25 protein-coding genes are annotated in these 26,825 nt (G+C 73.8%); 13 read left to right on the top strand and 12 right to left on the bottom strand.

What is annotated here, in order from left to right; translation table 11 throughout:
• Nucleotides 1–12: 12 nt before the first annotated feature.
• Nucleotides 13–975: a LysR family transcriptional regulator gene (locus ACZ7G3_RS20610; RefSeq protein WP_470927319.1), complete on the top strand. Its 963-nt coding sequence runs from the start codon at nucleotides 13–15 to the stop codon at nucleotides 973–975.
• A complete protein-coding gene (locus tag ACZ7G3_RS20605) occupies nucleotides 972–1,850 on the top strand; it encodes a serine hydrolase (RefSeq protein WP_470927317.1) in 879 nt (292 codons plus the stop codon). The genes ACZ7G3_RS20610 and ACZ7G3_RS20605 overlap by 4 nt, the downstream gene beginning before the upstream one ends.
• A gap of 51 nt (nucleotides 1,851–1,901) precedes the next feature.
• On the opposite strand, the gene ACZ7G3_RS20600 is transcribed toward ACZ7G3_RS20605, so the two are convergent.
• Nucleotides 1,902–3,647 (bottom strand): right-handed parallel beta-helix repeat-containing protein, encoded by a 1,746-nt coding sequence (locus tag ACZ7G3_RS20600; protein ID WP_470927315.1) that lies wholly within the window; start codon nucleotides 3,645–3,647, stop codon nucleotides 1,902–1,904.
• Between the two features lie 237 nt (nucleotides 3,648–3,884).
• On the opposite strand from ACZ7G3_RS20600, the gene ACZ7G3_RS20595 reads away from it, so the two are divergent.
• Nucleotides 3,885–4,256, top strand: coding sequence for a DUF6479 family protein (locus ACZ7G3_RS20595; RefSeq protein WP_470927314.1), 372 nt, complete (start codon nucleotides 3,885–3,887; stop codon nucleotides 4,254–4,256).
• Between the two features lie 211 nt (nucleotides 4,257–4,467).
• Here the strand turns inward: ACZ7G3_RS20595 and ACZ7G3_RS20590 are convergent, their stop codons facing one another.
• Nucleotides 4,468–6,138: a glycoside hydrolase family 13 protein gene (locus tag ACZ7G3_RS20590; RefSeq protein WP_470927312.1), complete on the bottom strand. Its 1,671-nt coding sequence runs from the start codon at nucleotides 6,136–6,138 to the stop codon at nucleotides 4,468–4,470.
• A 91-nt stretch (nucleotides 6,139–6,229) separates the two neighbouring features.
• Nucleotides 6,230–7,207, bottom strand: coding sequence for a nucleoside hydrolase (locus ACZ7G3_RS20585; protein WP_470927310.1), 978 nt, complete (start codon nucleotides 7,205–7,207; stop codon nucleotides 6,230–6,232).
• A gap of 181 nt (nucleotides 7,208–7,388) precedes the next feature.
• Between ACZ7G3_RS20585 and ACZ7G3_RS20580 the strand changes: the two genes are divergently transcribed.
• Entirely contained in the window at nucleotides 7,389–8,165 is a 777-nt protein-coding gene (locus ACZ7G3_RS20580; RefSeq protein WP_470927308.1) for a hypothetical protein, read from the top strand.
• Between the two features lie 73 nt (nucleotides 8,166–8,238).
• Here ACZ7G3_RS20580 and ACZ7G3_RS20575 read toward each other — a convergent pair whose 3' ends face one another.
• The 4 genes from ACZ7G3_RS20575 to ACZ7G3_RS20560 form a co-directional block, all read right to left on the bottom strand.
• Entirely contained in the window at nucleotides 8,239–8,964 is a 726-nt protein-coding gene (locus ACZ7G3_RS20575) for a GAF and ANTAR domain-containing protein (protein WP_470927306.1), read from the bottom strand.
• Between the two features lie 87 nt (nucleotides 8,965–9,051).
• Nucleotides 9,052–9,843 (bottom strand): TIGR03943 family putative permease subunit, encoded by a 792-nt coding sequence (locus ACZ7G3_RS20570; RefSeq protein ID WP_470927304.1) that lies wholly within the window; start codon nucleotides 9,841–9,843, stop codon nucleotides 9,052–9,054.
• On the bottom strand, nucleotides 9,840–10,865 hold the full coding sequence (locus ACZ7G3_RS20565; RefSeq protein ID WP_470927302.1) for a permease: 1,026 nt from the start codon (nucleotides 10,863–10,865) through the stop codon (nucleotides 9,840–9,842). Before ACZ7G3_RS20565 ends, ACZ7G3_RS20570 begins: the two co-directional genes overlap by 4 nt.
• A gap of 73 nt (nucleotides 10,866–10,938) precedes the next feature.
• Complete coding sequence (locus ACZ7G3_RS20560; protein ID WP_470927301.1) at nucleotides 10,939–12,297, bottom strand: helix-turn-helix domain-containing protein; 1,359 nt, start codon at nucleotides 12,295–12,297, stop codon at nucleotides 10,939–10,941.
• 112 nt (nucleotides 12,298–12,409) lie between these two features.
• Between ACZ7G3_RS20560 and ACZ7G3_RS20555 the strand changes: the two genes are divergently transcribed.
• Nucleotides 12,410–12,610, top strand: coding sequence for a hypothetical protein (locus ACZ7G3_RS20555; RefSeq protein ID WP_470927299.1), 201 nt, complete (start codon nucleotides 12,410–12,412; stop codon nucleotides 12,608–12,610).
• Between the two features lie 53 nt (nucleotides 12,611–12,663).
• Here the strand turns inward: ACZ7G3_RS20555 and ACZ7G3_RS20550 are convergent, their stop codons facing one another.
• Nucleotides 12,664–13,743: a hypothetical protein gene (locus tag ACZ7G3_RS20550; RefSeq protein WP_470927297.1), complete on the bottom strand. Its 1,080-nt coding sequence runs from the start codon at nucleotides 13,741–13,743 to the stop codon at nucleotides 12,664–12,666.
• A gap of 63 nt (nucleotides 13,744–13,806) precedes the next feature.
• On the bottom strand, nucleotides 13,807–14,988 hold the full coding sequence (locus ACZ7G3_RS20545; RefSeq protein WP_470927424.1) for a PP2C family protein-serine/threonine phosphatase: 1,182 nt from the start codon (nucleotides 14,986–14,988) through the stop codon (nucleotides 13,807–13,809).
• A 127-nt stretch (nucleotides 14,989–15,115) separates the two neighbouring features.
• Between ACZ7G3_RS20545 and ACZ7G3_RS20540 the strand changes: the two genes are divergently transcribed.
• The 4 genes from ACZ7G3_RS20540 to ACZ7G3_RS20525 all read left to right on the top strand — a co-directional run bounded on the left by ACZ7G3_RS20540 (nucleotide 15,116) and on the right by ACZ7G3_RS20525 (nucleotide 18,342).
• Nucleotides 15,116–15,610, top strand: coding sequence for a hypothetical protein (locus ACZ7G3_RS20540; protein WP_470927295.1), 495 nt, complete (start codon nucleotides 15,116–15,118; stop codon nucleotides 15,608–15,610).
• Between the two features lie 163 nt (nucleotides 15,611–15,773).
• Nucleotides 15,774–16,760 carry a hypothetical protein gene (locus tag ACZ7G3_RS20535; RefSeq protein ID WP_470927294.1) on the top strand — a complete coding sequence of 329 codons (987 nt, stop codon included), beginning with the start codon at nucleotides 15,774–15,776 and terminating at the stop codon, nucleotides 16,758–16,760.
• A gap of 87 nt (nucleotides 16,761–16,847) precedes the next feature.
• On the top strand, nucleotides 16,848–17,201 hold the full coding sequence (locus ACZ7G3_RS20530; protein WP_470927292.1) for a hypothetical protein: 354 nt from the start codon (nucleotides 16,848–16,850) through the stop codon (nucleotides 17,199–17,201).
• Between the two features lie 127 nt (nucleotides 17,202–17,328).
• A complete protein-coding gene (locus ACZ7G3_RS20525) occupies nucleotides 17,329–18,342 on the top strand; it encodes an endonuclease/exonuclease/phosphatase family protein (RefSeq protein WP_470927290.1) in 1,014 nt (337 codons plus the stop codon).
• Nucleotides 18,343–18,370: 28 nt separating this feature from the next.
• Here ACZ7G3_RS20525 and ACZ7G3_RS20520 read toward each other — a convergent pair whose 3' ends face one another.
• Nucleotides 18,371–20,461, bottom strand: coding sequence for a PhoX family protein (locus tag ACZ7G3_RS20520; protein WP_426602574.1), 2,091 nt, complete (start codon nucleotides 20,459–20,461; stop codon nucleotides 18,371–18,373).
• Nucleotides 20,462–20,727: 266 nt separating this feature from the next.
• Here ACZ7G3_RS20520 and ACZ7G3_RS20515 point away from each other — a divergent pair, with 266 nt between their 5' ends.
• The 4 genes from ACZ7G3_RS20515 (at nucleotide 20,728) to ACZ7G3_RS20500 (ending at nucleotide 25,482) form a co-directional block, all read left to right on the top strand.
• Nucleotides 20,728–22,248, top strand: coding sequence for a VWA domain-containing protein (locus ACZ7G3_RS20515; protein WP_470927288.1), 1,521 nt, complete (start codon nucleotides 20,728–20,730; stop codon nucleotides 22,246–22,248).
• Nucleotides 22,249–22,358: 110 nt separating this feature from the next.
• Nucleotides 22,359–23,975, top strand: coding sequence for a methionine--tRNA ligase (gene metG, locus ACZ7G3_RS20510; RefSeq protein WP_470927286.1), 1,617 nt, complete (start codon nucleotides 22,359–22,361; stop codon nucleotides 23,973–23,975).
• A gap of 102 nt (nucleotides 23,976–24,077) precedes the next feature.
• Entirely contained in the window at nucleotides 24,078–24,443 is a 366-nt protein-coding gene (locus ACZ7G3_RS20505; RefSeq protein ID WP_279564350.1) for a PH domain-containing protein, read from the top strand.
• A 103-nt stretch (nucleotides 24,444–24,546) separates the two neighbouring features.
• Nucleotides 24,547–25,482, top strand: coding sequence for a hypothetical protein (locus ACZ7G3_RS20500; protein ID WP_426521050.1), 936 nt, complete (start codon nucleotides 24,547–24,549; stop codon nucleotides 25,480–25,482).
• Between the two features lie 137 nt (nucleotides 25,483–25,619).
• On the opposite strand, the gene ACZ7G3_RS20495 is transcribed toward ACZ7G3_RS20500, so the two are convergent.
• Complete coding sequence (locus ACZ7G3_RS20495) at nucleotides 25,620–25,832, bottom strand: DUF397 domain-containing protein (RefSeq protein ID WP_470927284.1); 213 nt, start codon at nucleotides 25,830–25,832, stop codon at nucleotides 25,620–25,622.
• Nucleotides 25,829–26,704, bottom strand: a complete 876-nt coding sequence (locus tag ACZ7G3_RS20490) for a helix-turn-helix domain-containing protein (RefSeq protein ID WP_470927282.1) — start codon at nucleotides 26,702–26,704, stop codon at nucleotides 25,829–25,831. Before ACZ7G3_RS20490 ends, ACZ7G3_RS20495 begins: the two co-directional genes overlap by 4 nt.
• Nucleotides 26,705–26,825: the final 121 nt, after the last annotated feature.

Genomic DNA, 26,825 nt, shown 5'->3' with positions numbered 1-26,825 from the left:
TGATTCCTGGTCGTGGACCTGGTGCGGCACCTGGAGTGCTTTGTGGCTGTTGCGGAAGAGTCACACTTCGGCCGTGCCGCGGCCCGTCTCGGCATGGCCCAGCCACCCCTGTCACAGCGCATCCAGCGGCTGGAGAAGGAACTCGGCGTCCGGCTCTTCGAGCGCACCAGCCGCCAGGTGACGATCACCGAGGCGGGGACGCTGCTGCTCACCGAGGCCCGCGAGCTGCTCGCCCGCTCCGACTCCTTCCGGGCCGCAGCGCGCCGCATCCGCGACGGCGAGAGCGGCCTGCTGCGCGCCGCCCTGTCCCCCGACGTCTCCGGCGAGACCGTCGCCGCGCTGCTGGCGGACTTCCGGCACCGCCGCTCCGGCCTGGAACTCGAACTGCACGAACTGTCCACCGCCCAGCAGCTCGCCGGTTTCGCCGCCCACGAACTGGACGTCGGCCTCATCCACCACCCGTGCGACGTCACCGGTCTGGAACTGGGCCCGGTGCTCCGCCGCGACCTCGGCGTGCTGCTGCCGCGCGGCGCGGCCCAGGCGGAGCTCGACGAAGTACCGCTCGCCTCCCTCACCGGCTACGACCTGGTCCTCTTCCCGCGCGCCGGCGCCCCCGCGGTCTACGACGACCTGCTCACCGCCTGCGCCCGGGGCGGCTACACCCCCGCCGCCGTACGGCACGGCCAGGGCGCCAGCTTCGTACGCGGACTGGTGCTGTCGTCCGGGGCCGTCGCCCTCGGCCCCCGCGACACCCGGCTCGCCGCGGCCGGTGACGGGGACCTGGTCTGGCGTCCGCTGGCCGGGGCCCCGCTGGCCTGGCGGCACTCCGTGGCCTGGCCCAAGGGGCGCGGCGACGCCGCCGTCGGCGCCTTCGCGGACGCGGCCACCCACGCCCTGCGCACCACGGCCGGCGCCCGTTCCGAGGCACCCGCCCGGCCACTGCACCTTCGTCCGGCATCGGAGTTCTGGCTGTGACCGACACCGCGACCACCGCCCGTCTGGACGCGGCCTTCGCCGACGCCGGGGTCACCGGGTGGCTGCACGCCGTCGACATCGACTCCGGCGCGCAGGTCGGCGCCGGGGCGGACCAGCCGGTGTGCACGGCCAGTGTCCACAAGCTGTGCGTGCTGGTCACGCTGCACGAACTGGCGGCGGCCGGGGCGCTGGACCTCACCGAGCAGACCGAGTGCCCGCCCGCCGGGCGCACCCCGGGGCCCACGGGGCTGGCGGCCATGCTCGACCCGGTCCGGCTGTCGCTGCGCGACGCGGCGTTCCTGATGATGTCCGTCAGCGACAACACCGCCGCCGACCTGCTGCTGCGACGGGTCGGTCTGGACGCCGTCAACCGCACCACGGCCCGGCTCGGTCTCACCCGTACGCGGGCCGTGTACGGCTTCGGCGACATGCTCGCCGCGATGCGCGAGGACACGGGGCCGGCCGGTGCCCAGGCCCTCGCCGACCCGCACGTCATCGCCCGGCTCCGCGCCCTGGACCCGGCCCGCACCAACCACAGCACCCCCCGCGACATGACCCGCCTGCTCGCCGCGGTGTGGCGGGACGAGGCGTGCCCGCCCGAGTACGGCGCCGCCGTGCGCCGCATCATGGGCCTCCAGGTGTGGCCGCACCGCCTGGCCTCGGGCTTCCCCTTCGACGACGTCCACGTGGCCGGCAAGACCGGCAGCCTGCCGACCCTGCGCAACGAGGTCGGCGTCGTCGAATACCCCGACGGCGGCCGCTACGCCGTGGCCGTCTTCACCCGCACCGCCCACACCGCCGCCGTCCTCCCCGCGGCGGACGCGGTGATCGGCACGGCGGCCCGCATCGCGGTGGACGCGCTGCGGGCATCGTGAGGCGGCGGGCGGTGCCGTCCCGCCCGGTGGCGGCCTCCGGTGGCGGGCGCGTCAGCCGTCGTTGTCGCGCCAGCGCCCACCGCTCGGGGCCGAGTCGAAGCGGGTCGCCGCCGAGGCGTTGCCGCTGAAGTCGTTGCCGGAGACCCGGCCTCCGGTCCAGGTGGCCTCGTGCGCGATCCACAGGGCGTGGGTCTGGGTGCGCGGGCGCCCGTCGTCCCGGACGCGGTTGCCGTGCACGTACGGGTGGGCCACGGCCGCGGCGGCGGTGAGGCCGGTGCGCGGGGCCGGACAGTCCGGGAGGCGGTAGTCGGCGCCGGGGGCGGGGGTGCCGGCGGGCCAGGCCGTTTCCGCGCCCGGGCGTGCGGGGGCGAGGGTGAGTTCGGTGGCGGTGTTGTCGACGACCACCACGGTGACCTCGGCGGCGGTGCCGGCCGCGTTCCCGGCGGTGGTGCCGGCCGTGCCGCCGGCGGCGGTGCTATCCGCTTCCCCCGCGGTGGTACCGGCCGCTTCCCCCGCGGTGGTGCCGGCCGCGTCCCCGGTGTTCCGGGCGCCGACCGTCAGCTCCTTGCCGCGGTGGCCGCCGGGGAGCCAGTCGGCGTTCTCGTCGGTCAGGGACAGCGGCCCGCAGCGGACACCCTCGCCGCCCCCTTCTGTCCGGGGCGCGGCACGGCGGCCGTTGTTGCGGACCCGGTTGCCGAAGATCGCCGGCTCGTGCAGCGGGGCGTCGACGCGGATGCCGTCCAGGGCGTTGTCGTGGAGGTCGTTGGACTCCAGGACGATGTCGGTGGCGGGCTCCTGGTCGCCGCCGGCCAGGTTGTGCTGCCAGTACCCGTACCGCCCGTTGTTGCTGATCCGGTTGCCGCGGAAGGCGTACGGACCCGGGGTGTTGCCGAGGGCTACCCCGTCCCCGACGTTGCCGTCGATCACACACCCGGTGACGATGCCGCCGCGCCCTCCGACGCTCGTCGTGCCCTGCGCCGACACGTCGAACCCGGCGACGTGGTTGCCGAGCATCGTGCAGCCGGTGACCAGCAGGCCGTCGGCGCCCCAGTCGGAGATGCCGTAGCGGTTGTCCTCGGTGTGGCAGGCGGTGACGCGGATGCCCCGGGGCGGAACCCAGTCGTCCTGCTGGAGTTCGAGGAAGATGCCGTTGGTGCCGTTGCCGTTGGCGGTGCAGTCGGTCACCGTCGTGCGTTCGACCGGCCCCCAGCCGCCGACCCCGATGCCGATGCCCGCGCCGCCCATCTTCTCCCCGGGGTCCTGCCGCCCGCACCGCTCGGCGAGCACGCCCTCGACGACGGTGTCCTGGAGGAAGTCGCACCCGAAACCGGTGGCGGCGGTGTCGTGGATGTACAGGTCGCTGAAGCGCCCGCGCAGCACGTACTGGAGGCCGAGCCCCTTGGCCAGCACCTCGTACTCCTCGGTCTGCACCCCGGAGCCGTCGATCTCGAAGTGGGCGAAGGTGACGTCGGCGATGTGGTTCTCCCGCCCGGCGCCGTGCTGGGCGGTGGTGAACCAGGCCAGCGGCACCGGCCGCGTGGGGGCGCCGGGGTTGGTGAGGGCGAAGCAGGTGGCGCCGCGTCCGGCGCCGGTCAGCGAGACGCCGCTGCGCCAGAGCACGGGCCGGTCCCGGATCACGTACCGCCCGCCGGGCACGCGTACGGTGCGCGGCCGCCCGTCCGCGGCGGTGGCGTCGCCCAATGCGTCCACCAGCTTCTGCAGTGCCGGCCGGTCGTCGGCGGTACCGTCCCCGACCAGGCCGTACTCGTGGGCGTCGGCCGTCAACGGCACGGTCATGGGGGTGCTCCTTCCAGCGGCGACGCGGGGCCGTGTGCGTGGCCGCGGACTCGGCGCCGACGCCACCGCACTGCCGGCCGGGTACCAGGCACCGGCTGCTCTCAATCAGGACGGGGCACCCGGAAAGCCCCCGGGCCCCAAGACCCCGAACCGCCCCCCCAAGCCGCCCCAAGCCCTCCGAGGGACTACTCGGACATTCCTGGCGCTTTATCTCATTTGGGGGTACATAATCAGAACATGAGTACGGCAACGCTTGAACTGCTGGCCGCGTCCTCGCACGCGCTCAACGTGACGATCGCCTTCATCGGCGGGCTGGTCATCGCCGGCGCGCTGATCTGGGCCGTGCGCATGGGCATGCGGGTCATGGAACAAGAACCCGAACGCCCCCACGCCGACGAGCACGGCAGACTTCCCGCAACCGGCGCCGTCCACGAGGAACGGGAGATGCGGGAACCCGACGAGATCCCGCTGATCACGGACGGAAGCCCACGGCTCATGCCGTACGAGCTCCACCACTCGGGCAGCCGCCGGGGCCAGGACCAGATCCGCCGCCGCTGGCTGCCGGGGTCGAGCGGATCCTTCGGCGGCGGTGGCCCGGGTCACGTCTGATCCTGGCGGCCCCCGTACAGGGCGGCAGACCCGGCCCCCGCCGGGCCCGCCGCCCGTCAGCAGCCTGCCGCCCGCCGTCCGTCAGCAGCCTGCCGCCCGCCGTCCGTCAGCAGCCTGCCGCCCGGCACCCGGCACAGGCCCGCCGCCCGTCAGCAGCCTGCCGCCCGGCACCCGGCACAGGCCCGCCGTCCCCGCAGGCCTCACGGGACCGCTACAACCCCAGCCACACCGTCGTGTCCGGCCCCAGGCGGCCGCCGTCCAGCGGTGCGCTGCTCAGCAGCACCTCCCCGGCCGGCAGGTCGACCGCCGTGCCGGAGAGGTTGGTGACGCAGCGCCAGCTGTCCGAGCGGTCGAACCGGAGGACCCCGGCCGGGACGTCGTCCGACCAGGTCAGAGACTCTCCGTCGAGCAGCTTGCGGCGCAGGCGCAGGGCCGTGCGGTACAGCTCCAGGGTCGAGCCCGCCACCCCGTCCTGGGCCTCGACGGCGTACGACGCGAACTCCGGCGGCTGCGGCAGCCACGCCGCACCCGCGCCGAAGCCGTACGACGGCCCGTCCGTCGTCCACGGCAGCGGCACCCGGCATCCGTCGCGGCCCTTGCGGACGTGCCCGGTCTGCTCCCAGATCGGGTCCTGGAGGACCTCGGTGGGCAGGTCGGCCACCTCGGGCAGGCCCAGTTCCTCGCCCTGGTAGACGTACGCCGAGCCGGGCAGCGCCAGCATCAGCAGCGTCGCCGCGCGCGCCCGGCGCAGGCCGGCGGCCGCGTCGACGGCCGGTGCGTGGCCGCCGGACAGCAGCCAGGCGTCGGTGTCGGTGCCCGGCGGGAGGACCAGGCGGGTGGCGTGCCGGACCACGTCGTGGTTGGACAGCACCCAGGTCGCCGAGGCACCGGCGGCGTGGGCGTCGGCCAGCGAGCCGGTGATCACCTCGCGCAGCTCCGCCGCGTCCCAGCCGGCCTGGAGGTACTCGAAGTTGAAGGCCTGCCCCAGCTCGTCCGGGCGGGCGTACAGCGCGCGCCGGGCGCCCGGGACCCAGGCCTCGGCCACCGCCATGCGGGGCGGGGTGTAGGCGTCGAGGATCTTGCGCCAGTCGCGGTAGACCTCGTGGACGTCGTCGCGGTCGTAGAACGGGTGGGTGCCCGGGGCGAACCGGGCGAGCGCCGCCTCGCTGCTCAGCTCGGGTGAGCCCAGGTCGCGCAGCGGCTCGGTCAGGTCCTTGACCAGCGCGTGCGCCACGTCGACGCGGAAGCCGTCGACGCCCCGGTCGCACCAGAACTTCAGCGTGGTGCGGAAGTCGGCGCGGACCTGCTCGTTCTCCCAGTTCAGGTCGGGCTGCTCGGGGGTGAAGAGGTGGAGGTACCACTGCCCGTCGGGCACCCGCTTCCAGGCGCTGCCGCCGAAGACGGACTGCCAGTCGGTGGGCGGCAGCTCCCCGTGCTCGCCCCGGCCGTCACGGAAGACGTAGCGGTCGCGGGCCGGGGAGCCGGGGCCCGCGTTCAGGGCCTCCCGGAACCACGCGTGGCGGTGCGACGAGTGATTGGGGACCAGGTCGACGATCACCTTCAGGCCCAGGCGGTGGGCCTCGGCGGCCATGGCGTCGAAGTCGTCCAGGCTGCCCAGGCGCGGGTCGACGTCCCGGTAGTCGTCGACGTCGTAGCCGCCGTCGGCCAGCTCGGACGGGTAGAACGGGCTGAGCCACAGGGCGTCCACGCCCAGCGCGGCCAGATGCGTCAGACGCTGGGTGATGCCCCGCAGGTCACCGAGCCCGTCGCCGTCGGCGTCGGCGAAGCTGCGGGGGTAGACCTGGTAGATGACGGCCTGCCGCCACCAGTTGGGGTCCTTGGACGACAGGTCGGGCGTGCGGGTGGTGCTGCGTACGGTCACGCGGGCTCCTTCGCGATGCGTGCGGGCGACACGAATAGATCTGTCCACATCACCCGAAAAGCGAACCCGCGCGCCCGCGACGCGCCGGGGACTACGCGCCCGTGCGCTCGACTGCTCCCAGGTACAAGTCCACGTACCGGGCCACGTCCACGTCCAACGCCACGTCCACCAGAGGCTGTTCGCGTGTGCCCTCGTGCAGTTCGGACTCGCCGACGCGCAGGCGGCGGTCGACGAGGGTCTGGCCGCGGGCCGGGCCGGGGGCCAGGGACACCTCTACGGGCAGCCGGTGCGTGGTCAGGCCCGCGGGGTCGATCACCGCGCAGACCGCGCCCGCGTCGCCGAGGCCGCCGCCGGGGTCGGACTCGTCGGTGGCCGGGCCGCGGTGGGCGAGCAGCTCGCCGGCGAGCCGGGTGCCGGGCTCGGCGCTCGCCCGCAGACGGCGTACGTCCGGCCCCGGGACGATCACCCTCTCGAACACGTCCAGCCCGTACATCGTGATCGGCACCCCGGCGGTGAGCAGGATCGCGGCGGCCTCCGGGTCGTGCCACACGTTGAACTCGGCGACCGGCGTCGCGTTCCCGGTGGCCACCGCGCCGCCCATGAAGACGATCCGCTCGATGTTGGCGGTGACCTCCGGGTGGGTGCGCAGCAGCAGCGCGATGTTGGTCGCCGGGGCGGTGGGGATCAGGGTGACCGGGCGCGGGGAGGCGAGGATCTCCCGGCGCAGCAGGGTCACCGCGTCCACGTCGACGGGGGTGCGGGCGGGGGCGGGCAGGCCGAGGTCGCCCATGCCGTCGTGGCCGTGCACGTGCCGGGCGGTGCGCACGTCCTCGATCAGCGGACGCTCGGCGCCCCGGGCGACGGGGACGTCGGGAGCGCCCGCCTGCTCCAGCACGGTCAGGGTGTTCCGTACGACCCCCTCCACATCGGTGTTCCCGGCCACGCAGGTGACCGCGCGCAGGTCGAGCCCCGGGTGGCGGACGGCCAGCAGCAGGGCCAGCGCGTCGTCGATGCCGGTGTCGCAGTCGATGATCACCGGGATGGGCTGCCGGCCGGTGTCGGTCGTCACGGCGGGGCTCCTCGGGCTCAGTGGGGGAAGTGGTCCCGGTGACCCTACGCGGCCTCGCGCGGGCGTGCGCCTCACCCGGACGGCCCCGCGCGCTGGTGGCGGGGTGGGGGCAGTGGTGCCGTGGAGGGTGTGACCGGTCCTGCACGGCGCCGGTCGCCCCGCCCGCCAGGAGGCAACCCCGATGCAGCACGCCCCCGCCGCACGTCCCCTGCTCGCCTCCGCGCTGTCGGCGACGCTGGCGCTGACGGCGGCGGCCTGCACCACCGGCGGGCGGGCGGCGGACCGGCCGGCCGGCACCACGTCGGCGACCGCGCAGTCCCCGGCGGCGCTTCCGTCACCCGCCGTGCCGCCCGCGCTCACCCGGGAGCAGGCGCGGGCGGCCCTGATCACGGAGGCCGACCTGGGGGAGGCGTGGGAGCCGACCCGGGGTGCCGCGACCTGGCGGGACGAGGTGCTCAAGGCCACCGCCGAACGGCCCGACTGCGGGCGGCTGCTGGACGTCCTCTACACCGAGGAGCTCTTCGGCGCCGCCTCCGACCCCCGCGCCGCGGTCGCCCTGGACGACGCGGCCGGCGGGGCCCAGCTGCACTTCCGGATCACCTCGCTCCGCGCGGCCGACATCGACAGGACGCTGGCCTGGCTCGCGACGCTGCCGGACACGTGCGGGCGGTTCACGGCCCGGACCGCCCGCGGCGCCACCCGGGACGCCCGGGTCACCGGCCTGGCGCTCCCGGAGGCGGGGGACGCGCGGCAGGGCCTGCGGGTGACGGTGAGCGCCGAGGGTGCCGAGGGTGCCGTCCTCACCGTGGACCTCGTCGCCGTACGGGTCGGCGACGACGCGATCAGCCTCACCAACGGCGGCCTCGGCGCACCGGCCGACGACGCCACCCGGACAGCCGTCGAGACCGGGACGGAGCGGCTGGCGGAGGTCCGGCGGCAGGGGCGGGCACAGGTCTAGCGAGCGGAGGGCGGGCCGGGCACGGCCGTGCCCGGCAGGACGCAGGCCACGGCACACCAGCCGGTCAGTACACCTAGTGGTCGCGGTCGAGGCGTCGGCGGTGGGTGAGTACGTCGCGGGCCACGTCGTGGGCGGTGCGGCCGCGGGCGAACGCGTCGGCGCGCAGGCGGGCCAGGGCCTCGTCGGCGCCGACCCCCAGCTGGGCCATGATCATGCCGACGGCCTGGTACACCTCGTCGTGGTCACCGGCCAGCTCGTCCAGCCAGGCCTCCTCCCCTCGCGGCAGCGCCATCAGCGCCACCGTCATGACGCCGGCCACGAGCCGCGCCACGCGCAGCTGCGGGCCGGTCAGCCCGCCGGGGGTGTCCCGGTAGAGGTCGAGCGTGCCCAGGCAGACGGCGTCGCTGCCCAGCGGCAGCGCGTAGACCGCCCGTACGCCGACGGCCGTCGCCTGCTGCGCGAAGACGGGCCACCGGCCGGCGTCCGCACCGGCCGTCAGGTCGCAGGCGAGCACCGGAGCACCCGACTCGGCGGCGCTCACACAGGGGCCGTCACCGAGAGTGGCCTGGATCTCCGCCAGGTACGACGCCCGGTCACCGCTGGCGCACAGCCGTACCGGCACGCCGTCGCCGCGCAGCGACGCGCTCGCGCCGGTCACCGGCAGCAGCCGGACGGCCGCTCCGCACAGTCGTCCCGGCACCTCGCCCGGCGGGGCGTCCCGCACTTCCCCGGCGATCACCTCGGCGGCGCGTGCCCCCTCGGAGGACCGCCCGGGTTCGTCGCTGGGCCGCACGCGCACCGCCTCCTTCGCTCACGCGGCCGGAGGCTCGACTACCCGTGCCGGACCAGGGGAAACCCGGGCGCTCCGCAGGAGGTGGACGAGGGCTCAGCGCTTCTCGTACGGGTTCGCGGGCTGCGCCACCCGCCGTACGTCCGTCGTGTCGAGGACCGGTGGCCAGGCCGCGTCCGAGCCGAGCCCGCCCTCCGGGTGCCAGGTGCCGGTGACCGTGACCCAGGCGTCGACGGGCGGGGCGCCGGCCCCGCGGATCTCGGCCTTGCCTGCGGTGGCGTCGGCGGCGCAGCAGGAGACCTGGAGCCGGGTGACGTACCAGGTCCCGTCGTCGCCGTGGGTGACGAAGCCGGTCAGGCGTACGGTACGGCCGGTCAGCGACCGTTCGCTGTCGTAGACCGCGCGGGAGCCGAACTCGGCGAGGGTCAGCTCCACCGGGTCCCCGGACGGCAGCGCCGGGAAGGCACCGACCCCCTGGGCCGCACGCTGCGCCGCCTCGCGTTCCGCGCTGTAGGAGCCGAGCGCGGGCGGCGGGAACAGCAGCAGGGCGAGGGCGGGCAGGGTGAGGAGCCAGGCGACGCGCGGACCGGCGGGGCCGTGGCTGTGGCCGTGGCCGTCCGCCTCCCCGGAGCCGTGGCCGAGGGCACCCGCGCCCCCGGCGCCGTGGACGTGGGTGTCCGCGTCCGCGTCCTCGTCGTCGCGGTGCTCGTCGCCGCGCCGGGTGAGGGCCGTCGCCGCCGCGAGCAGCACCAGCACCGCTCCGGACACGATCAGGTAGGGCCGCAGCCCCGGCTGCACGTACCGCAGGTAGAGGTCGCCGAAGAGCGAGATGCGCAGCACCGCCGCGCCGGTCAGCGCGAGGAGGACGGCCGGTCCGTAACGGCTCACAGCAGCCACCACCCCACCAGCACGCTGCTCGCCACGGCCACCACCCACGTCACCGACGCGAAGCGGACCGCGAAGGCCCGGCCGAAGGTCCCGGCCTGCAGCGCGATCAGCTTCAGGTCGACCATCGGACCCACCACCATGAACGCCAGCCGCGCGGTCGGTGAGAACCCGCTCAGCGAGGCGGCGACGAACGCGTCCGCCTCGCTGCACACGCACAGCAGCACCGCGAGGACCGCGAGCAGCAGCACGGACAGCCAGGCCGAGTCGGTGAAGACGTCCAGCACGGACCGGGGCACGGCGATGTTGAAGGCGGCCGCCGCGCCCGCGCCGACGACCAGGAAACCGCCCGCGTGCAGGAAGTCGTGCCGCAGTCCGGTCACGAAGCCGGTCCAGCCGTACGACGACGCACCGGGTGCCGTACGGCTCTTCGGCAGCCGCAGCCACTCGTCCTTCCCGAACCGGACCCACAGCCAGCCCATCACCACCGCCGCCGTGAGCGAGGCGACCAGGCGCGCGGCGACCATGGCGGGCTGTCCGGGGAACGCGATCGACGTGGCGACCAGCACCACCGGGTTGATCGCGGGCGCCGACAGCAGGAAGGCGAGGGCCGCCGCCGGGGCCACCCCGCGCCGCATCAGGCTCCCGGCCACCGGCACCGACGCGCACTCGCAGCCGGGCAGCACCACCCCCGCCGCGCCGGCGACGGGCACGGCGAGGGCCTGGTTGCGGGGCAGGAGGCGGCTGAAGACGCGCTCCGGCACGAACGCCCCGATCGCCGCGGAGACGACCGTGCCGAGCAGCAGGAAGGGCACGCCCTGGACGACGACGGCGGTGAACACCGTCCACCAGGCCGCGACCGGGGGCGTGTAGAGGTCGAGGGCGAGGGTCGGGCCCAGCACCGAGGCCACGGTCACGATGGCGAGCAGCGCGGCACCGCCGAGCACGGTGTACACCAGCGCGCGCACGGTGAGCCGCACACCGTCGGCCACCGTCCGGCCGGTCACTGTCCGCTGGTCGTCCACGTGCCTCGTCCCACTCGTCCCTGCTCCCCCGGCGACACGCTGACCGGCGCCGCTGTGCACCGCCCAGGATTCCCTACAGCGGCGGCTGTGCGGGCGCCGGGCCCAGGGTGGTCGTACCGGGTGCCGTGCGGTGCCCCAGGCCGGTGCGGTAGGCGTCGAGGGCCGCCTCCACGCGGCCGGTGCGGCGCAGCAGGTCACCCAGGAGCCGGCACAGGTCGGCCAGGTCGCCCGCGGCTCCGGCCCGCTCCAGCAGGCTCAGGGCGCGGACGTAGTGCTCCTCGGCGGCCTCGGTGTCCCGGGCGTCCTCGGCGATGATGCCGAGCAGCCGGTGCGCGCCCGCCGCGTGCACGGCGCCGCGTTCGGAGGAGAGGTCGTCCAGGACCCCGTGCAGCAGTTCGGCGGCCTCGGCGGACTTGCCGCGCCGGTGCAGTACGTCGGCCAGCTCGACGGCGACCTGGCTGCTGTAGAGGGCGGCGCGGGTGGCGGAGAGCATGCCGAGGGCCTCCCGCATCTCCTCCTCGGCGCGCGGCAGTTCGCCGTTCTGTGCGCAGACGTAGCCGCGCATCCAGTGGCAGTTGGCGAGCTCGGTGCGGAGCTGGAGCGTGCGGTAGAGCTCGGCCGCCTTGGCGAGCGAGGCGTCGGCCTCGGCGAGGCGGCCGTCGGCGAGCAGGGTGCGGGCGACCGAGCGGTGCATGCGGGCCACCAGGGCGGGGTCACCGGCGCTGGGGGCGAGGGAGAGGGCGAGTTCGGCGGCCTGGGCGGCGCGCGCGTGCGCGCCCATGTCCATGTACGGGCCGATGGCACTGGCGTAGAGCAGCAGCAGTGCGTCGGGGTCGTGCAGGCCGCCTCGGTTCAGCTCGTCGAGGGTGGACTCGAGGAGGTAGACGGCGTACCGGAGCTCGCCGGCGAGGTAGTGGGCGAGGGCGCGTCCGCGCAGGGCGGGGACGCGGGCGGGCAGCGGGGCGCCGGCCGCGGTGAGGCATTCCTCGGCCTGCTCGAAGTACCGTCGTCCGGTGACCAGTTCACCGGTCTCCACCGCGCACTCCCCGAGGCCGAGCAGTGCGGCGGCCCGCTCCTCGGGCAGCTCGTACGCCTCGGCCTCGGCGAGCAGCCCGGCGTACTGTCCGGCGGCCTGTTCGGCGCCCTCGGTGGCGAGCGTGCGCCGCGCCTCGGTGAGCCTGAGCCGCAGGTCGGTGGCGAGCCGTGCCGGGCGGCCGGTGGCCAGTTCCTCGTAGCCGACGCCGAGCCGCTCGGCGAGATGCCGCAGTGCCTCGTCGGAGGGGCGGACGCGGCCGGCCTCGAGGGTGGAGATGTAGGCGGCCGTGTACGCCGGTTCCGCGAGCTGGCGCTGGGTCATGCCGCGTTCGGCCCGCAGCCGCTGCACCCGGCGTCCGATCGTCCCCGGGTCGTCACGGTCGTCACGGTCCCCCACTGCCGACTCCCCCTGTGGCTCTTGCCGTTCGACTCCGACGGCTCTAGGTTAAACCGCGGATTAAGCATGCTTAACAGCGCTTGGCGCAATCCCCGATTCCGCAGAGGACGCCGTGCCCGGACGCACCCGCACCGCCGAACGTTACGCCAGAGCCCTCGCCGCCGCCGTCGCCGCCGTGGCCTGCCTGCTGCTGGCCGCGAACGCGGGACCGACGGACACGGCACACGCCCCGGCTCCGACATCGGTACCGGCCCCGGCCCCGGCGGGCGACACCACCCCGGTCGTGGACTCCATAACCACGACAAACCACTAGCGACGCGAGCCCGCGACGAAGCGGCCACGCGGCGGACCCGGGGCAGGACCGTCTCAGCCCTGGGTCTGCAACCGGCTCAGTTCCCGCTGCACGTGGTCCAGCGCGCCCTCACGCGGTCCGGGCACCCGGCCGCGCAACGCGACGAGAGCCGCGCCCAGTTCCCGGGCCGGCCCGGCGTCGCGGACCTGCCCCCACTGGTGGTGGGCCCGGTCGACGGCCGCCTCCACGGCGGGTGCCTGCGGCGGCTGTCCGGCGACCAGCCGGGCCTCGGCCACCGCCAGCCAGGCCCGGCAGCTGCGCGCCGGGTCCCCCGCGAACATCGCCAGGTCCGCCCGGACCTCCGTCCAGTGCAGCGCGTCCTCGGACGCGGGCCCGCGCGCCTGGGCGGCGGCCCGCTCGTGCCGGGCGGCGAGCTCGTCGGCGTCCGCGTGCCGCCCGGCCTGCACGGCGGCGGCGATGACCGCGTGCGGGTCGCCCGCCGCCGGCCCGGGCGCCGTCAGCACCAGGTCCGCGCCGGCCGGCCCGCCGCTCCCCGCGCCCTCGGCCGCGCCGCGGGCCAGCGCCTGCTCGTGCAGCTGGTCCGGCGGCGGCCGGTGCCCGCTGCGCAGGATCGTCGCGACGGCCCGCATGTACGACGGGGTGGCCACCGTCCGCCGCGCGGGCGGCGGCGCGATGCGCCCGTAGACGGCGTTGTTGCGCCCGCAGTCCAGCGGGTTCTCCCGCAGCCACTGCCAGGTCTCCTGGTCGGCGTGCAGGTCGAGCAGGAGCGTCGTCGCACCGCTCGGCCGCAGCCGCAGCTCCTCGCGGAGCCAGTGCCAGGGCAGGGCGGTGTAGCGGACGGTCGCCGGTGTGGTGCGGGCCAGCGCCAGGTGCGGCAGGCGCTGGCGCCGGTCCAGCTGGAGCTGCCCGACGACGTAGACGGTCAGCGGTCCGGGTGCCGCCGCGGCCGCACGCAGCCGGGTGAGGACGGCCTGCGGATCCAGCGGGTCGGCGAGCTCGACCACGTTCGCGGTGTCGGTGCCGGAGAGCACGGCGGGCGGCACCGCCGCGAGCACGGGGAGCACGGAGGCGGCGTCCACCAGGCCCCCCTTGCCCACGGGCGACGCCGCGAGCAGCAGCACGGTTCCGGGCATGTCCCTCCCCCTGTCGATCACGTACGGCAGCACCGTAACCGGTGCGGCTGCGAAGCGGGGCACTCAACCGTCCACGGGCACCCCCCGCCGCCGTACCGCGAAGACCGTGGTGTCGTCGACGAGCCGCCCCCGGCAGTGCCGCAGCGTGCCGTCCCGTACGAGCGCCACCAGCCGCGACGGCGCGGCGTTCGAGGGGTCGGCGGCGACGGCGCGGGCGATGTCCTCGGCGTGCCGGTAGAAGCATCCGTCGGGGTCGCGGGCCTCGGTGACCCCGTCGCTGACCAGCAGCAGCGTCTCGTCCGCGGCGAGGGCCGGCCGGCACACCGGCGGCACCGGCGAGCCGGGGACGAGGTCGCTCATGCCCAGCGGCAGTCCGCCGGCGGCAGGCAGGGCCCGTACGCCCGCGGGGCCGACCGCCAGCGGAGGTTCGTGGCCGAAGACGACGGCGTCCACCACGTCGGGCAGGTCGTCCGAGAACCCGATCAGCACGGCGGTGGCGAAGCGGTCGCCGTCGGACCGGCCGAGGGCGGCGGTCCGCGCGCGGTGGCGTCGCATACGGATCTCCAGGCGCTCGGCGACCGTCGCGAGGTCCGGCTCGTGGTAGGCGGTCTCGCGGAAGGTGCCGAGCAGCGCGGCGGCCGTGTCCACCGCGCCCAGCCCCTTGCCCTGCACGTCGCCGACGAGGACACGGGTGCCGTGCGGGCCGGGCTGGATGTCGTAGAAGTCGCCGCCGACACGGGCCTCGGTGTCCGCGGAGAGGTAGACGGCGGCGTGGTCGAGGCCGCCGAAGCCCACCGGGAGCGGGCGCAGCACGGTGCGGCGGGTGGTGTCGGCGATGTCCCGCATGTGCAGCATGCGCTGCTCGCCGCCGACCCGGACCGCGGCGGCCACCACGGCGATGGTCCCGCCGACGGTGACGAGGACCAGGCCGGACAGGCCGGTCTCGTCGCGGTGCTGCCAGACGGTGTCGGCGAGGACGTAGACGACGACGGCGACCACCGCGAACGCGGCCGTCGCCCGCACCCCGCAGACCGCGGCGGCCACGCCGGGCACGAGCACCGTCCAGGAGATGATCTCGAACGCGCCGGTGGTGATGTCGGCCGCGGCGATACCGACGAGCAGGAGCAGCGGGAACGCCCAGGCGACACTGTGGCCGCGGACGCTGAGCAGTTCGTGCCGGGACGCAGCGTCGCCCCGGCCGGCGGCCTGGACGAGCCGGCCGATCAGCCGCCACCGGCCGCGCACCGGCCTGCGGTCGCGACCCCTCACGGAGCCAGCGAAACACGCGCCCCCACGGCCCGCATCCTGACTTGCCGGTCCGCCTGCCCAGGTGTGCCCTGGTAGTCGGGGGCGAGGCGAGAGGAGTGCGCTCATGGCTCACGCGGTACCGGCACGCGGCACATCCACCGGAGCACCCACCGGAACGTCCCCCGGGACGCCCCCCGGGACGGGCACGCGCGGCCCGCGTACGAGGACACCCGACGTCTTCAGCGCGCGGACCCACCTGGTGGCGCGGTGGGCGGGGCCCGTCGCGGCCGGACTGGTCTACGGCTACTGGGCCGCGTCCATCCGCCGTTACGGCGGCCCCATCACCGGCCGGAACCTGCTGTTCGGCTTCCTGACCGTGCTCGCGTTCGTCGTGCTCTACGCCGTGGTGCGGGCCGTGGCCCGGCGGCTGCCGCGCGAAGGCCACGCGGCGTTGTGGGGCGCGTTCGCGGGCAGCGCGCTGGGCTTCCTGTACGCGCAGAGCGGCGTGGCCATGTTCACGTGCGTCCTCGTGTCCCTGCTGGTCGCGGCGGCGGTCTTCGGGGCGCTGTTCTACCGCTACTACACCCACGAGGACGCGCGGGGGCACCGCGTCACCTGACGGCCCGCGCCGTCACCCGTCCGGGGTCTGATCCGGGAGCGGGAGCGGGTGGCGCCCGCCCGCAGACCCCGGGGCCGGGCGGGGCGCACGTTCGGCTCGTCCCGGTGGGCCGTATGCAGTCACGCCGGTCGCCCGTGCCGTCGCCGGCGCCTTGTCTGGGAGGGTGCCCCCACGTTTCCGGAGCGCCCTGTCGGCCGTCCTGATCGCCCTCGCCTGCCTGGCGGTACCGTGCGGCGTGCCGGCGGGCTGGGCGGCGTACGGGCTGACCGACACCGGACGGTACGTCGCCGCCATGGCGCCGCTCGCCGATGACCCGGACGTACGGGACGCGGTCGCCGACGCGGCCGCGGACGCGGTGGGCGACGGGGTCGCGGACGCGGTGGGCGACGGGGTCGCGGACGCGGTGGGCGACGGGGTCGCGGACGAGGCCGCGGCCGGCACCCTGAACGGCACCGTGCGGCTCTTCGCGCAGGACGCGGCACGGTCGTTCACCCGGACCGAGGCCTTCCGCGAGGGCTGGGACGCGGCCAACCGCACCGTCCACGACGCCGTGCTGCGCGCCCTGCGGGACGACCGGGCGGACGGCCAGGCGGTCACCGTCGACCTGGCCCCGGTCGCCGACCGCGTCAAGGACCGGCTCGCCGAGGACGACGTGCCGTTCGCGCGGCGCATCCCGGTCCGGCACATCGCGGTCACCGTGCTCCCGGCCCACGAGGCGGACCGGCTCAGGAAGGGCTACCACGTGCTCGACGTCGCCGCCTTCTGGCTGCCGGTCGCCGCCGTCGTCTTCGCGGTCACCGGCATCGCCGTCGCCGCCTGCCGCCGGCGCGCCGTCGCCGCCGCCGGGGTCGGCACCGCCCTCGGCGGGGCGCTGCTCGCCCTCTCCGTCGTGGTGGGCCGCCGGCTCACCGTCACCGAACTCCCCGACGCGGTGGAGGGCGCGGTGGACGGGCCGGCCGCGGGCGCCGTCTACGACGCCCTCACCGGGACCCTGCGCACGGCCTCCTGGCTGCTGGTCGGCCTCGGCCTCACGGTCGCCCTGGCCTCCTGGCTCACCGGCCGGTACGGACGTCTGCTGCGCCGCCGCCGGGCACCCGCGGGAACCCCCGTCGCCCCGGCACCGCCCCGGCCGCCGCGGCCCCGCCGCTGAGCCGACCGCCGCGGGCCCCGCCCCGATCCGCCCGAGGCCGGTAATGCCTTGGCCGGGCTCACGGCCGGGCGGCTAGGGTCACCGGCCATGCCCAAGACGACGACCCTGTGGCGTCCCACCGGTCCCGAGGAGCTGACCCTGGTCGAGGCCTCCGGCTGGACGGCGTGGCCGCCCCGCCTGCCCGAGCAGCCGATCTTCTACCCGGTCCTCAACGAGGAGTACGCCGTCCGCATCGCCCGCGACTGGAACGTCCCCGCGTCCGGCTCGGGCTACGTCACCCGCTTCGAGGTCGACGCCGGCTTCCTGGAGCGCTACCCGGTACGCCGGGCCGGCGGCGAGACGATCCTGGAGCTGTGGGTTCCGGCGGAGGAGCTGGACGAGTTCAACGCGCACATCGTGGGGCGCATCGAGGTGATTCGGGAGTTCCACGCGCGGGTGTAGGGCCTGTGCGCAACTTCCTGCCCCCGACTCCCGTCTTTGAGGGAGGATTCGGGCATCGCACAGGCAGTGGACACCGAGGCACTGAGCGCAGAGGCAGGCAACGCACCCGCGAGTGGAAGGCCGGGACTTGGACACCGACACGGCGACCGGTGAGTGGACGGACTCCCGCGAACGGCCGGCCGACCGCCGTGCCGGGCGGCGGTTCGGGGCCTGGTGCGCGGGGCTGCTGTTCGCCGGGGTGAGCGTGGTCGTCGGCTGCCGCGCCGCCGACAGCGACGGCATCACACCCGTACCGCAGCTGCTCGCCTTCCTGCCCTGGCTGCTCGTGCCGACCGGCGCCGCGCTGCTGCTGACGCTGCTCGCCCGGTGGTGGGCCGGTGCCGTGTGGGGGGTGGCGCTGCTCGGGCTGCTGGCGTGGTTCATCGAGCCGTACGGCAAGACGGGCGACCCCGTCGGTCTGCCGGTCGCCGAGCTGCGGGTGCTGACCTCGAACGTCGAGTTCGGCCAGGGCACCGGCGAGCTGATCTCCGCCGTGCGGCGCGAGAAACCCGACCTCATATTCGTACAGGAGTGCGAGTACACGTGCGACGCGGCGCTGCGGCGCGACCTCGCCGCCGACTACCCCCACCGGCAGGCCGTCGAGGGCGGCGGCTCCGAGGGGTCCGTCATCCTGAGCGCGTTCCCGCTCAAGGCCGCCCCCGACGTTCCCGGCACCATGGGCATGCCCGGTGCCGTCGCCGACGTGCGCGGCCACGCCGTACGGCTCCAGCTCGCCCACCCGATGCCGCCGCTGCCGGACCAGGTCGGCCTGTGGCGCGAGGAGCTGGACGCGCTGCGCGACGCCGCCGCCGAGGCCGAGGGCAGCGGGGCCCCCACCGTCCTCGCCGGCGACTTCAACGCCTCCCAGGACCACGCCGCGTTCCGCCGCATCCTCGACACGGGGCTGCGCGACGCGGCCCGGCTGGCCGGGGCCGACCGGACGGCCACCTGGCCGGCCCGGACCGCCCCGGCGTTCGGCGTGCAGATCGACCACGTCCTGGTGTCGGAGGACTTCACCGCGCGCCGCGCCCGGTTCCTGGACCTGGCCGGCACCGACCACCGCGCACTGGTCGTCGACCTCACGCTGCACAGGGCCGGCTGACACACCGGCCCCGCCCGGAAGGGAGCGCTCAGACGCCGATGTCGCGGCCGTCCGCGCGCCACACCGCCACGACCGACGGGCGCACGATCTTCCCGGGCCCGTCGGGCCAGCTGCTGGCCGGCTTCTCCACGGAGGCGCCGTCGACCTCGCCCGGGTGCTGCACGGCGACCAGCACGCGCCGGTCCTGGATGAGCGGGCCGCAGGTCTCCGCGCCGTTCGGCACGGTCAGGAACTGCTTCAGCTCACCGCGCCGGTCACCCTTCGTCGCGACGCCGAAGAGGCCGTCGTGAGAGCCGAGCGCGTTGCCGTCGGTGGACAGCCACAGGTTGCCGTGGTCGTCGAAGGCGATGTTGTCGGGGCAGGAGATCGGGCTGACCCGGTCCTTCGGGAAGCCCGCGAAGTAGGTCGCCGGGTCCTCCGGGTCACCGGCGACCAGGAACAGCGACCAGGCGAAGCTGGTGGCGTCGGCCCGGTTCCAGCGCTCGGTCAGCTCCAGGACGTGGCCGTGCTTGTTGCTGTTGCGCGGGTTGGCCTCGTCGGCACCCGCGTACCCGGACTTGCCCCGGTTGGAGTTGTTGGTGAGGGCGACGTACACCTTGCCGGTCGTCGGCGACGGCTCGATGTCCTCGGGGCGGTCCATCTTGGTGGCGCCGACCTTGTCACCGGCGAGCCGCGTGAAGACGCAGACCTCCTCGGCGGTCATGCCGTCGACGTGCGAGACGGCGCCGTCCTCGGTGGCGGTGACCAGCGGGATCCAGCGGCCGCTGCCGTCGAACTCGCCGTCGCTCGGCAGCGTGCCCGTGCCGTCGATCTCGATCGCCGGGGAGTCGCCGCTGAGCTTGGCGACGTAGAGGGTGCCCTCGTCGAGCAGCGACAGGTTGTGCTCGCGCGCCCAGCGGGAGTTGCCGTGCCGCATCCGCTTGCTGCCGACGAACTTGTAGAAGTAGTCGAACCGCTCGTCGTCGCCGGTGTAGACGACCGGGCGCCCGTCGCGGGTCAGCCGCACGGTCGCGGCCTCGTGCTTGAAGCGGCCGAGCAGGGTGTGCTTGCGGGGCGTGGAGTCCGGGTCGTACGGGTCGAGCTCGACGACGTACCCGAAGCGGTGCACCTCGTTCGGCTCCTGGGCGACGTCGAAGCGCTTGTCGAACCGCTCCCACTTGCGCTCGGTGGCGCCGGTGCCGATGCCGTAACGCTTGTCGGTGGCCCGGCTGCTGTTGGCGAAGTACTGGTTGAAGTTCTCCTCGCCGTGCAGCGTCGTACCCCACGGGGTGGTGCCGCCGGCGCAGTTGTTGAGGGTGCCGAGCACCTTGCGGCCACTGCGGTCGGCGGAGGTCTTCACCAGGTCGGAACCGGCGGCGGGCCCGGTCAGCCGGAACTCGGTGGTGGCGGTGATGCGGCGGTTGAGGCGGTGCCGGGAGACGGGCGTCAGCCTGCCGCTGCGGCGCTCCTCCTCCACCACCACGGCGGACAGCCCGTGCGCGGCCCAGGCGATCTCGACCTGCTCGCGGGTCGGGTTGTCGGGGTCGTAGCCGCGGAACATGAGCACCTCGTCGGTGTACTCGTGGTTGGCGACGAGGATCTGCCGGCCGCGCTCACCGTGCAGCGGCAGCAGGGCGAGGAAGTCGTTGTTGTAGCCGAACTGACCGGCCTGGGCCCTGGCGGTCTGGTTCTCCGGGTCGAAGGCGGGCGCCCCGCGCAGGATGGGCTCGCCCCAGCGGATCACGACGTCCTGCCGGTACCCCTCGGGGACGGTGACGGCGTCGTCGGTGTTGGGCGCGACGGGCGTGAACCGCAGCCCGCGCGCGCCCTTCGACGCGGACGGTTTCCCGTGCCCGTGTCCGTGCCCCCTGCCGGCCGCCGGCGCGGCCTGCGCCGACGGCGCCCCCGCCACGCCCACGGCCCCGGCGCCCGCCGCGGCGACGGTGACGACGGCCGCGGCACGCATCATGGAGCGCCGGCTGAGCGCGCCGGCGATGACGTCGCCGACGTACTCGTTGGAGCTGGTGTTGGGCACCTCGTGGAAGCAGGCGTCACCACACCGGAAACGGCAGGTCATGGCGGACCGGCCGCCGGGATGCGAACCGGACGGCGTTCCGATCAACGGCAGCAGCTTGCGCACTGTGATTCTCCCCTGAGAAGCCCTTGGATGCCCTTGGTGTCAGCGCGACCGTAGGTGCACATACGTGCGGGAGACGGGCGCCACGGTGAACGACGGGTGAATCCACGGAAGCCGGAGGGGAATTACCGCGGCGTCTCGATCCCTCCTTGACGCGCCCGTGCTTTCGTGGCAGACCCTGCACAAGATCACAAGCCGGGGCCGCTAACCTTACGTGTCCGTCCTGGCCAGGGATTGACGGGCATCAACTCACGCGAAGGGTTGCGCACATGGGCATTCTCACTCTCCTGCGGAACGCGTTCGGACGGTCACGCAAAGAACGGACCGCCCAGGCGGAGGGTGCGACGCAGGAGACGGCACCGCCGGCCATCGCGCCGGAGCCGAAGCTCCCGTCCCAGCCCACCGCACTCCCGGAACCGGTCGAGGCTCCGGAGCCGACGGAGACCGCCGACCCCGCCCCGAAGACGGCCCAGGTCCCCGAGCCCCGCACGGCGGCCTCCCCCGACGAGCACGAACTCGTCAAGGCGGCCTTCGCCAACGTCACGGTCCCGAAACCGACGGAGTCCCCGGACAAGACCTCGGACCGGCAGCCCCCGGAGCCGGAGACCACACCGGAACCCCGGCCGGAGCCCACCCCCGCCGTGGAATCCGAGGCCGAACGCGAACCTGAGGCCGCCACCGAGCCCGAGGCCACCTCTGAGCCCGAGGTTGCCACCTCCAAGCCCGAAGCCGAGCCCGAAGCCGAGGCCGAGGCCACCTCCAAGCCCGCGCCGGAAGCCGCCCCCGAGGCAGAGCCCTCCTCCAAGCCCGAAGCCGAAGCCGAGCCCGCGCCCGAGAACGCACCCGCCACCGCCCCCAAGGCCGAAGCCGAAGCCGGAGCCGGAGCCGGAGCCGAGGAGACCCCGGCCGCCGAGACGGCGGAACCCGCCGAGCCCGAAGCCCTGGCAGAACCGGCCGCCCCCGCCCCCGCCCCCGAGCCCGCAGCCGCCGACGGCGAAGGGGCCCCACAGGGGCCACCCGCACCCGACAACGAACCCGGCACGGGCGGTACGGGTGGGAACACAGGGACCGAAGGCGAAGCCGAGGCCAAGCCGAACCCCCGGCCGGAGGCCCCGGCCCCGGCCCCGAAGCCGGCGACCACCGCCGCCCGCGTCCGCTCCCGCGCCCCCGGCCTCACCACCGCCTACAAGGCCGCCGCCACCGCCCTCAAGAAGCACGGCCTCACCGGCACCCGCGCCAAGGTCCACCTCGTCCTCGACCGCTCCGCCTCGATGCGCCCGTACTACAAGGACGGCTCCGCCCAGGGACTCGCCGAGCAGACCCTCGCCCTCGCCGCCCACCTGGACCCCGAGGCCACGGTCCACGTCACGTTCTTCTCCACGGAGGTGGACGGCGCCGGCGACCTCACCCTCACCGACCACGAGAACAAGATCGAAGAGCTGCACGGCGCCCTCGGCCGCATGGGCCGCACCAGCTACCACGCCGCCGTCGAGGCCGTCCTCGCCCACCACGAGAAGGAAGCCCCCGGCACCCCCGCCCTGGTGGTCTTCCAGACCGACGGCGCCCCCGACGCCAAGACCCCCGCCACCCAATCCCTCGCCGACGCGGCGGCGAACCACCCGGACGTCCACTTCTCCTTCGTCGCCTTCGGCGACCCGGAGAACAAGGCCTTCGACTACCTCCGCAAGCTCAAGACCGCCAACGCCTCCCACTTCCTCGCCGGCGAGACCCCCGGGGAGCTCACCGACAAGGAGCTCTACGAGGGCGTACTGGCCACCTGGCGCCCGTAGGACCCACGAGGGCGGACAGGGGCGGACAGGAAGAACCACCCTGTCCGCCACCTGTCCGCCCCCCGAAACGCGTGTGAGTCGATCTCCATCCGACCAGTAGGATTTCGACCATGGCGGCCACTGGAAACGAGAAGCAGGGGGCGAAGGCGTACTACGTCTCGACCCCCATCTACTACGTCAACGACGCTCCTCACCTGGGCCACGCCTATACGACCGTCGCAGGCGACGTGCTCTCCCGCTGGCACCGCCAGCGCGGCGAGAAGGTGTGGTACCTCACCGGCACGGACGAGCACGGTCAGAAGATCATGCGCACGGCCGAGGCCAACGGGGTCACCCCGCAGGCCTGGGCCGACAAGCTCGTCACCGAGGCCTGGAAGCCCCTGTGGGAGCACCTCGACATCGCGAACGACGACTTCATCCGCACCACGCAGAAGCGGCACACCGACCGCGTCCAGGAGTTCGTGCAGGACCTGTACGACAAGGACGAGATCTACAAGGGCGGCTACGAGGGCCCGTACTGCGTGGGCTGCGAGGAGTACAAGCTCCCCGGCGAGCTGCTCGACGGCGAGGGCGAGTACGCGGGCCAGAAGCTGTGCCCGATCCACAAGAAGCCGGTGGAGATCCTCAGCGAGGAGAACTACTTCTTCAAGCTGAGCGCGTACAGCGAGAAGCTGCTCGCCCACTACGAGGCCAACCCGGGCTTCATCCAGCCCGAGTCCGCGCGCAACGAGGTCGTGAACTTCGTCCGCCAGGGCCTCCAGGACCTCTCCATCTCCCGCTCGACCTTCGACTGGGGTGTGCCGGTCCCCTGGGACGACAAGCACGTCATCTACGTGTGGGTCGACGCCCTGCTGAACTACGCCACGGCGGTCGGCTACAACGAGAACCCGGAGAAGTTCGAGGCCACCTTCCCCGCCGACGTCCACCTGGTCGGCAAGGACATCCTCCGCTTCCACGCGATCATCTGGCCGGCCATGCTGATGGCGCAGGGCCTCCCGCTCCCCGGGAAGATCGCCGCGAACGGCTGGCTGATGGTCGGCGGCGAGAAGATGTCGAAGTCCAACCTGACCGGCATCAAGCCGCAGGACCTGACCTCGCACTTCGGCGTGGACGCGTACCGCTGGTACTTCCTGCGCGCGATCGCCTTCGGCCAGGACGGCTCCTTCTCCTGGGAGGACTTCTCCGCCCGCTACACCAGCGAGCTGGCCAACGACTACGGCAACCTCGCCTCCCGCGTCGCGGCCATGGTCGGCAAGTACTTCGGCGGCGAGCTGCCGGCCTCGGCGGCCGACGGGGACGCGGAGAAGGCGATCCACGACGGTCTGACCAAGGCCGTCACGGAGGCCGACCGGAAGATCGGCGAGGAGCTGGACTTCCAGGGCGGCATCCTGGCCGTCTTCGACTTCGTGAAGCAGGTCAACGGCTACATCACGGAGCAGGAGCCCTGGAAGGTCGCCAAGGACGACTCGCCGGAGGGCAAGGCCCGCCTGGCGACGATCCTCTACACGGCCGCGGAGTCGCTCCGCGCGGTGGCGGTCCTCCTCAACCCGATCATGCCGGACACCTCCCAGAAGCTCTGGGACTCGCTCGGCGCCGAGGCGTCCCTCGGCGGCCTCGCGGACCAGAGGGTCCAGGAGGCGGCGGACTGGGGCCGGCTGCCCGCCGGCACGACGGTCACCAAGGGCGCGGTGCTCTTCCCGCGTCTCGAGGAGAAGCCGACCGCGTAACGCGCTCGCTACAGCACGGGGCCCGGGAGGGGCAGACCTTCTCCCGGGCCTTCTGCTTTGCGAAGATCGGACAAATAGCCAGCTCACGTGGGAGGACCGTCCATGGCACTGTTCGGCAACGCGCACAGCATCAACCCGGCCCAGGCGCAGCAGGACTACGCACGCCTGCTCGGTCACGGAGAGCAGATCCACGCCGCCTACCTGCTGATCCGCGACACCATCCTGCTCACCGACCGGCGCCTTATCCTGGTCGACAAGCAGGGCATCACCGGCAAGAAGACCGAGTACCACTCGATCCCGTACCGCAGCATCACGCACTTCTCGGTCGAGACGGCCGGCCACTTCGACCTCGACGCCGAACTGAAGATCTGGCTCTCGGGCTCCCAGACCCCCATCGAGAAGACCTTCACCAAGGGCGTCGACATCTACGAGGTCCAGGCGATCCTGACCCAGTTCGTGGCCCGCTGACGCGAGCACCCGGGCCGGAGCGAACGATTCTCCCGTCACCGAACGAGTGAATGCTCCGGCATATGCCGAGCGCTCCTGCCATGACCGCACTTAATTGGCACTCATGGTCAAAGCAACACACGAGGCCTCCCACCGGCTCTTCCAGGAGCACCCGGAGGCTCTCGCGCCCGTCTTCGAGGCACTGGGGCTTCCGCCGCCCTCGAAGGACGACTTCGACGAGCTCTCCCCCGACGCCACCGAGATCCGGCCGATGGAGCGCCGTGTGGACACGGTGCTCAGGTTCGCGCCCGACATGGGGGAGAACTTCGTGCTCGCCCTCGAGTCACAGACCAAGAAGGACCCCGACAAGGCGAGGAGCTGGGCGTACTACGTCGCGTACCTGTGCGCGAAGTACGACCTGCCGGTCGTGCTGGTGGCGGTCTGCCGGGACCGTGCCACAGCGGCGTGGGCCACGGGGCCCTTCGAATGCGGCGTGGCCTCCTGGCCGACCCAGACCACCCGGCCGATCGTCCTGGGGCCCCAGACGGTCCCGGAAGTGACCGACGAGGTGGCGGTGGCCCGGCGCCCCGCCCTTGCGGTGCTCTCCGCCATCGTCCACAGCGAGAGCCGCCGCGCGCCCGCCATACTGGAAGCCGTCGCCCGCGGGCTGTTGTCCTTCGAGCCGGACATCACGAAGTACTGGTTCGAAATGGTGGAGGTCGGTCTGGAATCCACTCCGACCAGGGAGAACTGGAGAAAGCTGATGCAGGACGTCATCACCCACTTCCCGGGACACCGGACACTGTTCGAGGAGAAGTACCTCGAGGGCAGGGCCGAAGGAAAGGCCGAGGGCGAGGCCCGCGGTGAGGCCAAGGGCGTCCTGCGGGTACTGGAGGTGCGTGGCCTCGTGATCACTGACGCCGTCCGTGAGCGCATCCGCACGTGTTCCGACCTCACCCTCCTCAACGACTGGCTGGACCGCGCCGGCACAGTAGAGCGAGCGGAGGACCTGTTCGCCCCGGAGACGGGCCACCCGGAGCTCCCGGAGGACACCCCGTGAACCGAGACACCTCGGTGTCGAGCGCCTGGGCCAGGAGCTACGGGACAAGCTCAGTGGCCTTCACCACCCAGGCGGCCTGACTACGACGCGCCCCGCGCCCGGTGACAACCAGGCTCGGGGCATGCACGGTTGAGGAGTCAGGTCCCGGACGCGTACGTCACAAAGCCCGCCCACGCCTCCGGCGCCACCGCGAGGCGGGGGCTCGCGTCGCGGTACTTGGAGTCGCGGACGTGGACGGTGCCGGGGGTGGCCGCCACCTCGACGCAGGAGTCGCCGTCGGGGCCGTCGCTGTAGCTGCTCTTGAACCACGCCAGTTCGGAGGCATCCCTGGCGGCGGGCTTGCGGATCATGTCTCTCCCAGCAGTTGCTCGATGAACGCCAGAGACTCCCCCGGTGGAAGAGCCTGGGCCCGGATGGTGCCATACCGCAGTTCAAGGATGCGAAGCTGCCTCGGATCATGCGTCGGGCGGCCACTGAACGCTCCGTCGGAGCGTCCCACCGCCGTGCCGTCCTCGAACTTGAGCACTTCGATCCGGCCGCTCATGCCGGGGTGTGGTCCACTGCCCATCGGCATCACCTGGAGGGTGACGCTGTTCATCTGCCCCACCTCCAGCAAGCGTTCGAACTGCTGTTGCCGCACCATTGTGCCCCCGACCCTGCGGCGAAGCGTCGCCTCTTCCAGGACGAAGCCCAGCGCGGGCGCGGGACAGCGGTCGTAGATGGCTCGGCGAGCCATACGGGCAGCCACCCGGCGCTCCAAGTCCTCCGGGGAGTAAGCCGGCTGCCACGACTCCAGCAGGGCACGCGCGTGCTCAGGAGTCTGCAACAGCCCAGGAATGCTGCTGCACACGTACACCCCGATCTCGACCGCCCGCGCCTCCATCTGAGCTAGATCCCGCACCCTCTTCGGGTACCGGACCTTCGCCACGTCCTCCTTCATGGCAGCGAGCAGCCCACCCGCCCCCAGCACCTCGTCGGCCATCTCCAGGTACTCCGGCCGGGGAATCCGCTTCCCGCCCTCGATCTTGTACACCAGATCCTCGCCGTACCCCACGGCCCTGCCGAACTCCCCGGCCCGCATCCCCACGGCCTCCCGGCGCAGCTTCAACTGCCGCCCCACGGTGGCGACCACCGCCACGCCCCACTCGTCGTCCGGTTCCACCTCCCACCCCGGCTCGTCAGCCTCGGTCCTGAGCTGCCGAACCTCACCGTCCACCGACATGCGCGCGCCCCTCCGTCGTACCGCCTCGTACCAGCCACGCCCTACCCGCACGCACCGCCCTGACAAGCCCGGACACCACCGGACAACCGCCAGACAGTGACCGTACGCAACGGCGTCATCA

Source organism: Streptomyces sp. NPDC037271, assembly GCF_055603605.1.
Note: the sequence above shows the minus strand (reverse complement) of the source record. Positions and strands in the feature narration are given on the sequence as shown.

Coding starts and splice junctions, on each gene's coding strand:
- ACZ7G3_RS20500 (WP_426521050.1), top strand. CDS start 24,547: ATGGTCAAAGCAACACACGAGGCCTCCCACCGGCTCTTCCAGGAGCAC.
- ACZ7G3_RS20490 (WP_470927282.1), bottom strand. CDS start 26,704: ATGTCGGTGGACGGTGAGGTTCGGCAGCTCAGGACCGAGGCTGACGAG.
- ACZ7G3_RS20495 (WP_470927284.1), bottom strand. CDS start 25,832: ATGATCCGCAAGCCCGCCGCCAGGGATGCCTCCGAACTGGCGTGGTTC.
- ACZ7G3_RS20550 (WP_470927297.1), bottom strand. CDS start 13,743: ATGCCCGGAACCGTGCTGCTGCTCGCGGCGTCGCCCGTGGGCAAGGGG.
- ACZ7G3_RS20580 (WP_470927308.1), top strand. CDS start 7,389: ATGCAGCACGCCCCCGCCGCACGTCCCCTGCTCGCCTCCGCGCTGTCG.
- metG (WP_470927286.1), top strand. CDS start 22,359: ATGGCGGCCACTGGAAACGAGAAGCAGGGGGCGAAGGCGTACTACGTC.
- ACZ7G3_RS20530 (WP_470927292.1), top strand. CDS start 16,848: ATGCCCAAGACGACGACCCTGTGGCGTCCCACCGGTCCCGAGGAGCTG.
- ACZ7G3_RS20600 (WP_470927315.1), bottom strand. CDS start 3,647: ATGACCGTGCCGTTGACGGCCGACGCCCACGAGTACGGCCTGGTCGGG.
- ACZ7G3_RS20595 (WP_470927314.1), top strand. CDS start 3,885: ATGAGTACGGCAACGCTTGAACTGCTGGCCGCGTCCTCGCACGCGCTC.
- ACZ7G3_RS20540 (WP_470927295.1), top strand. CDS start 15,116: ATGGCTCACGCGGTACCGGCACGCGGCACATCCACCGGAGCACCCACC.
- ACZ7G3_RS20515 (WP_470927288.1), top strand. CDS start 20,728: ATGGGCATTCTCACTCTCCTGCGGAACGCGTTCGGACGGTCACGCAAA.
- ACZ7G3_RS20505 (WP_279564350.1), top strand. CDS start 24,078: ATGGCACTGTTCGGCAACGCGCACAGCATCAACCCGGCCCAGGCGCAG.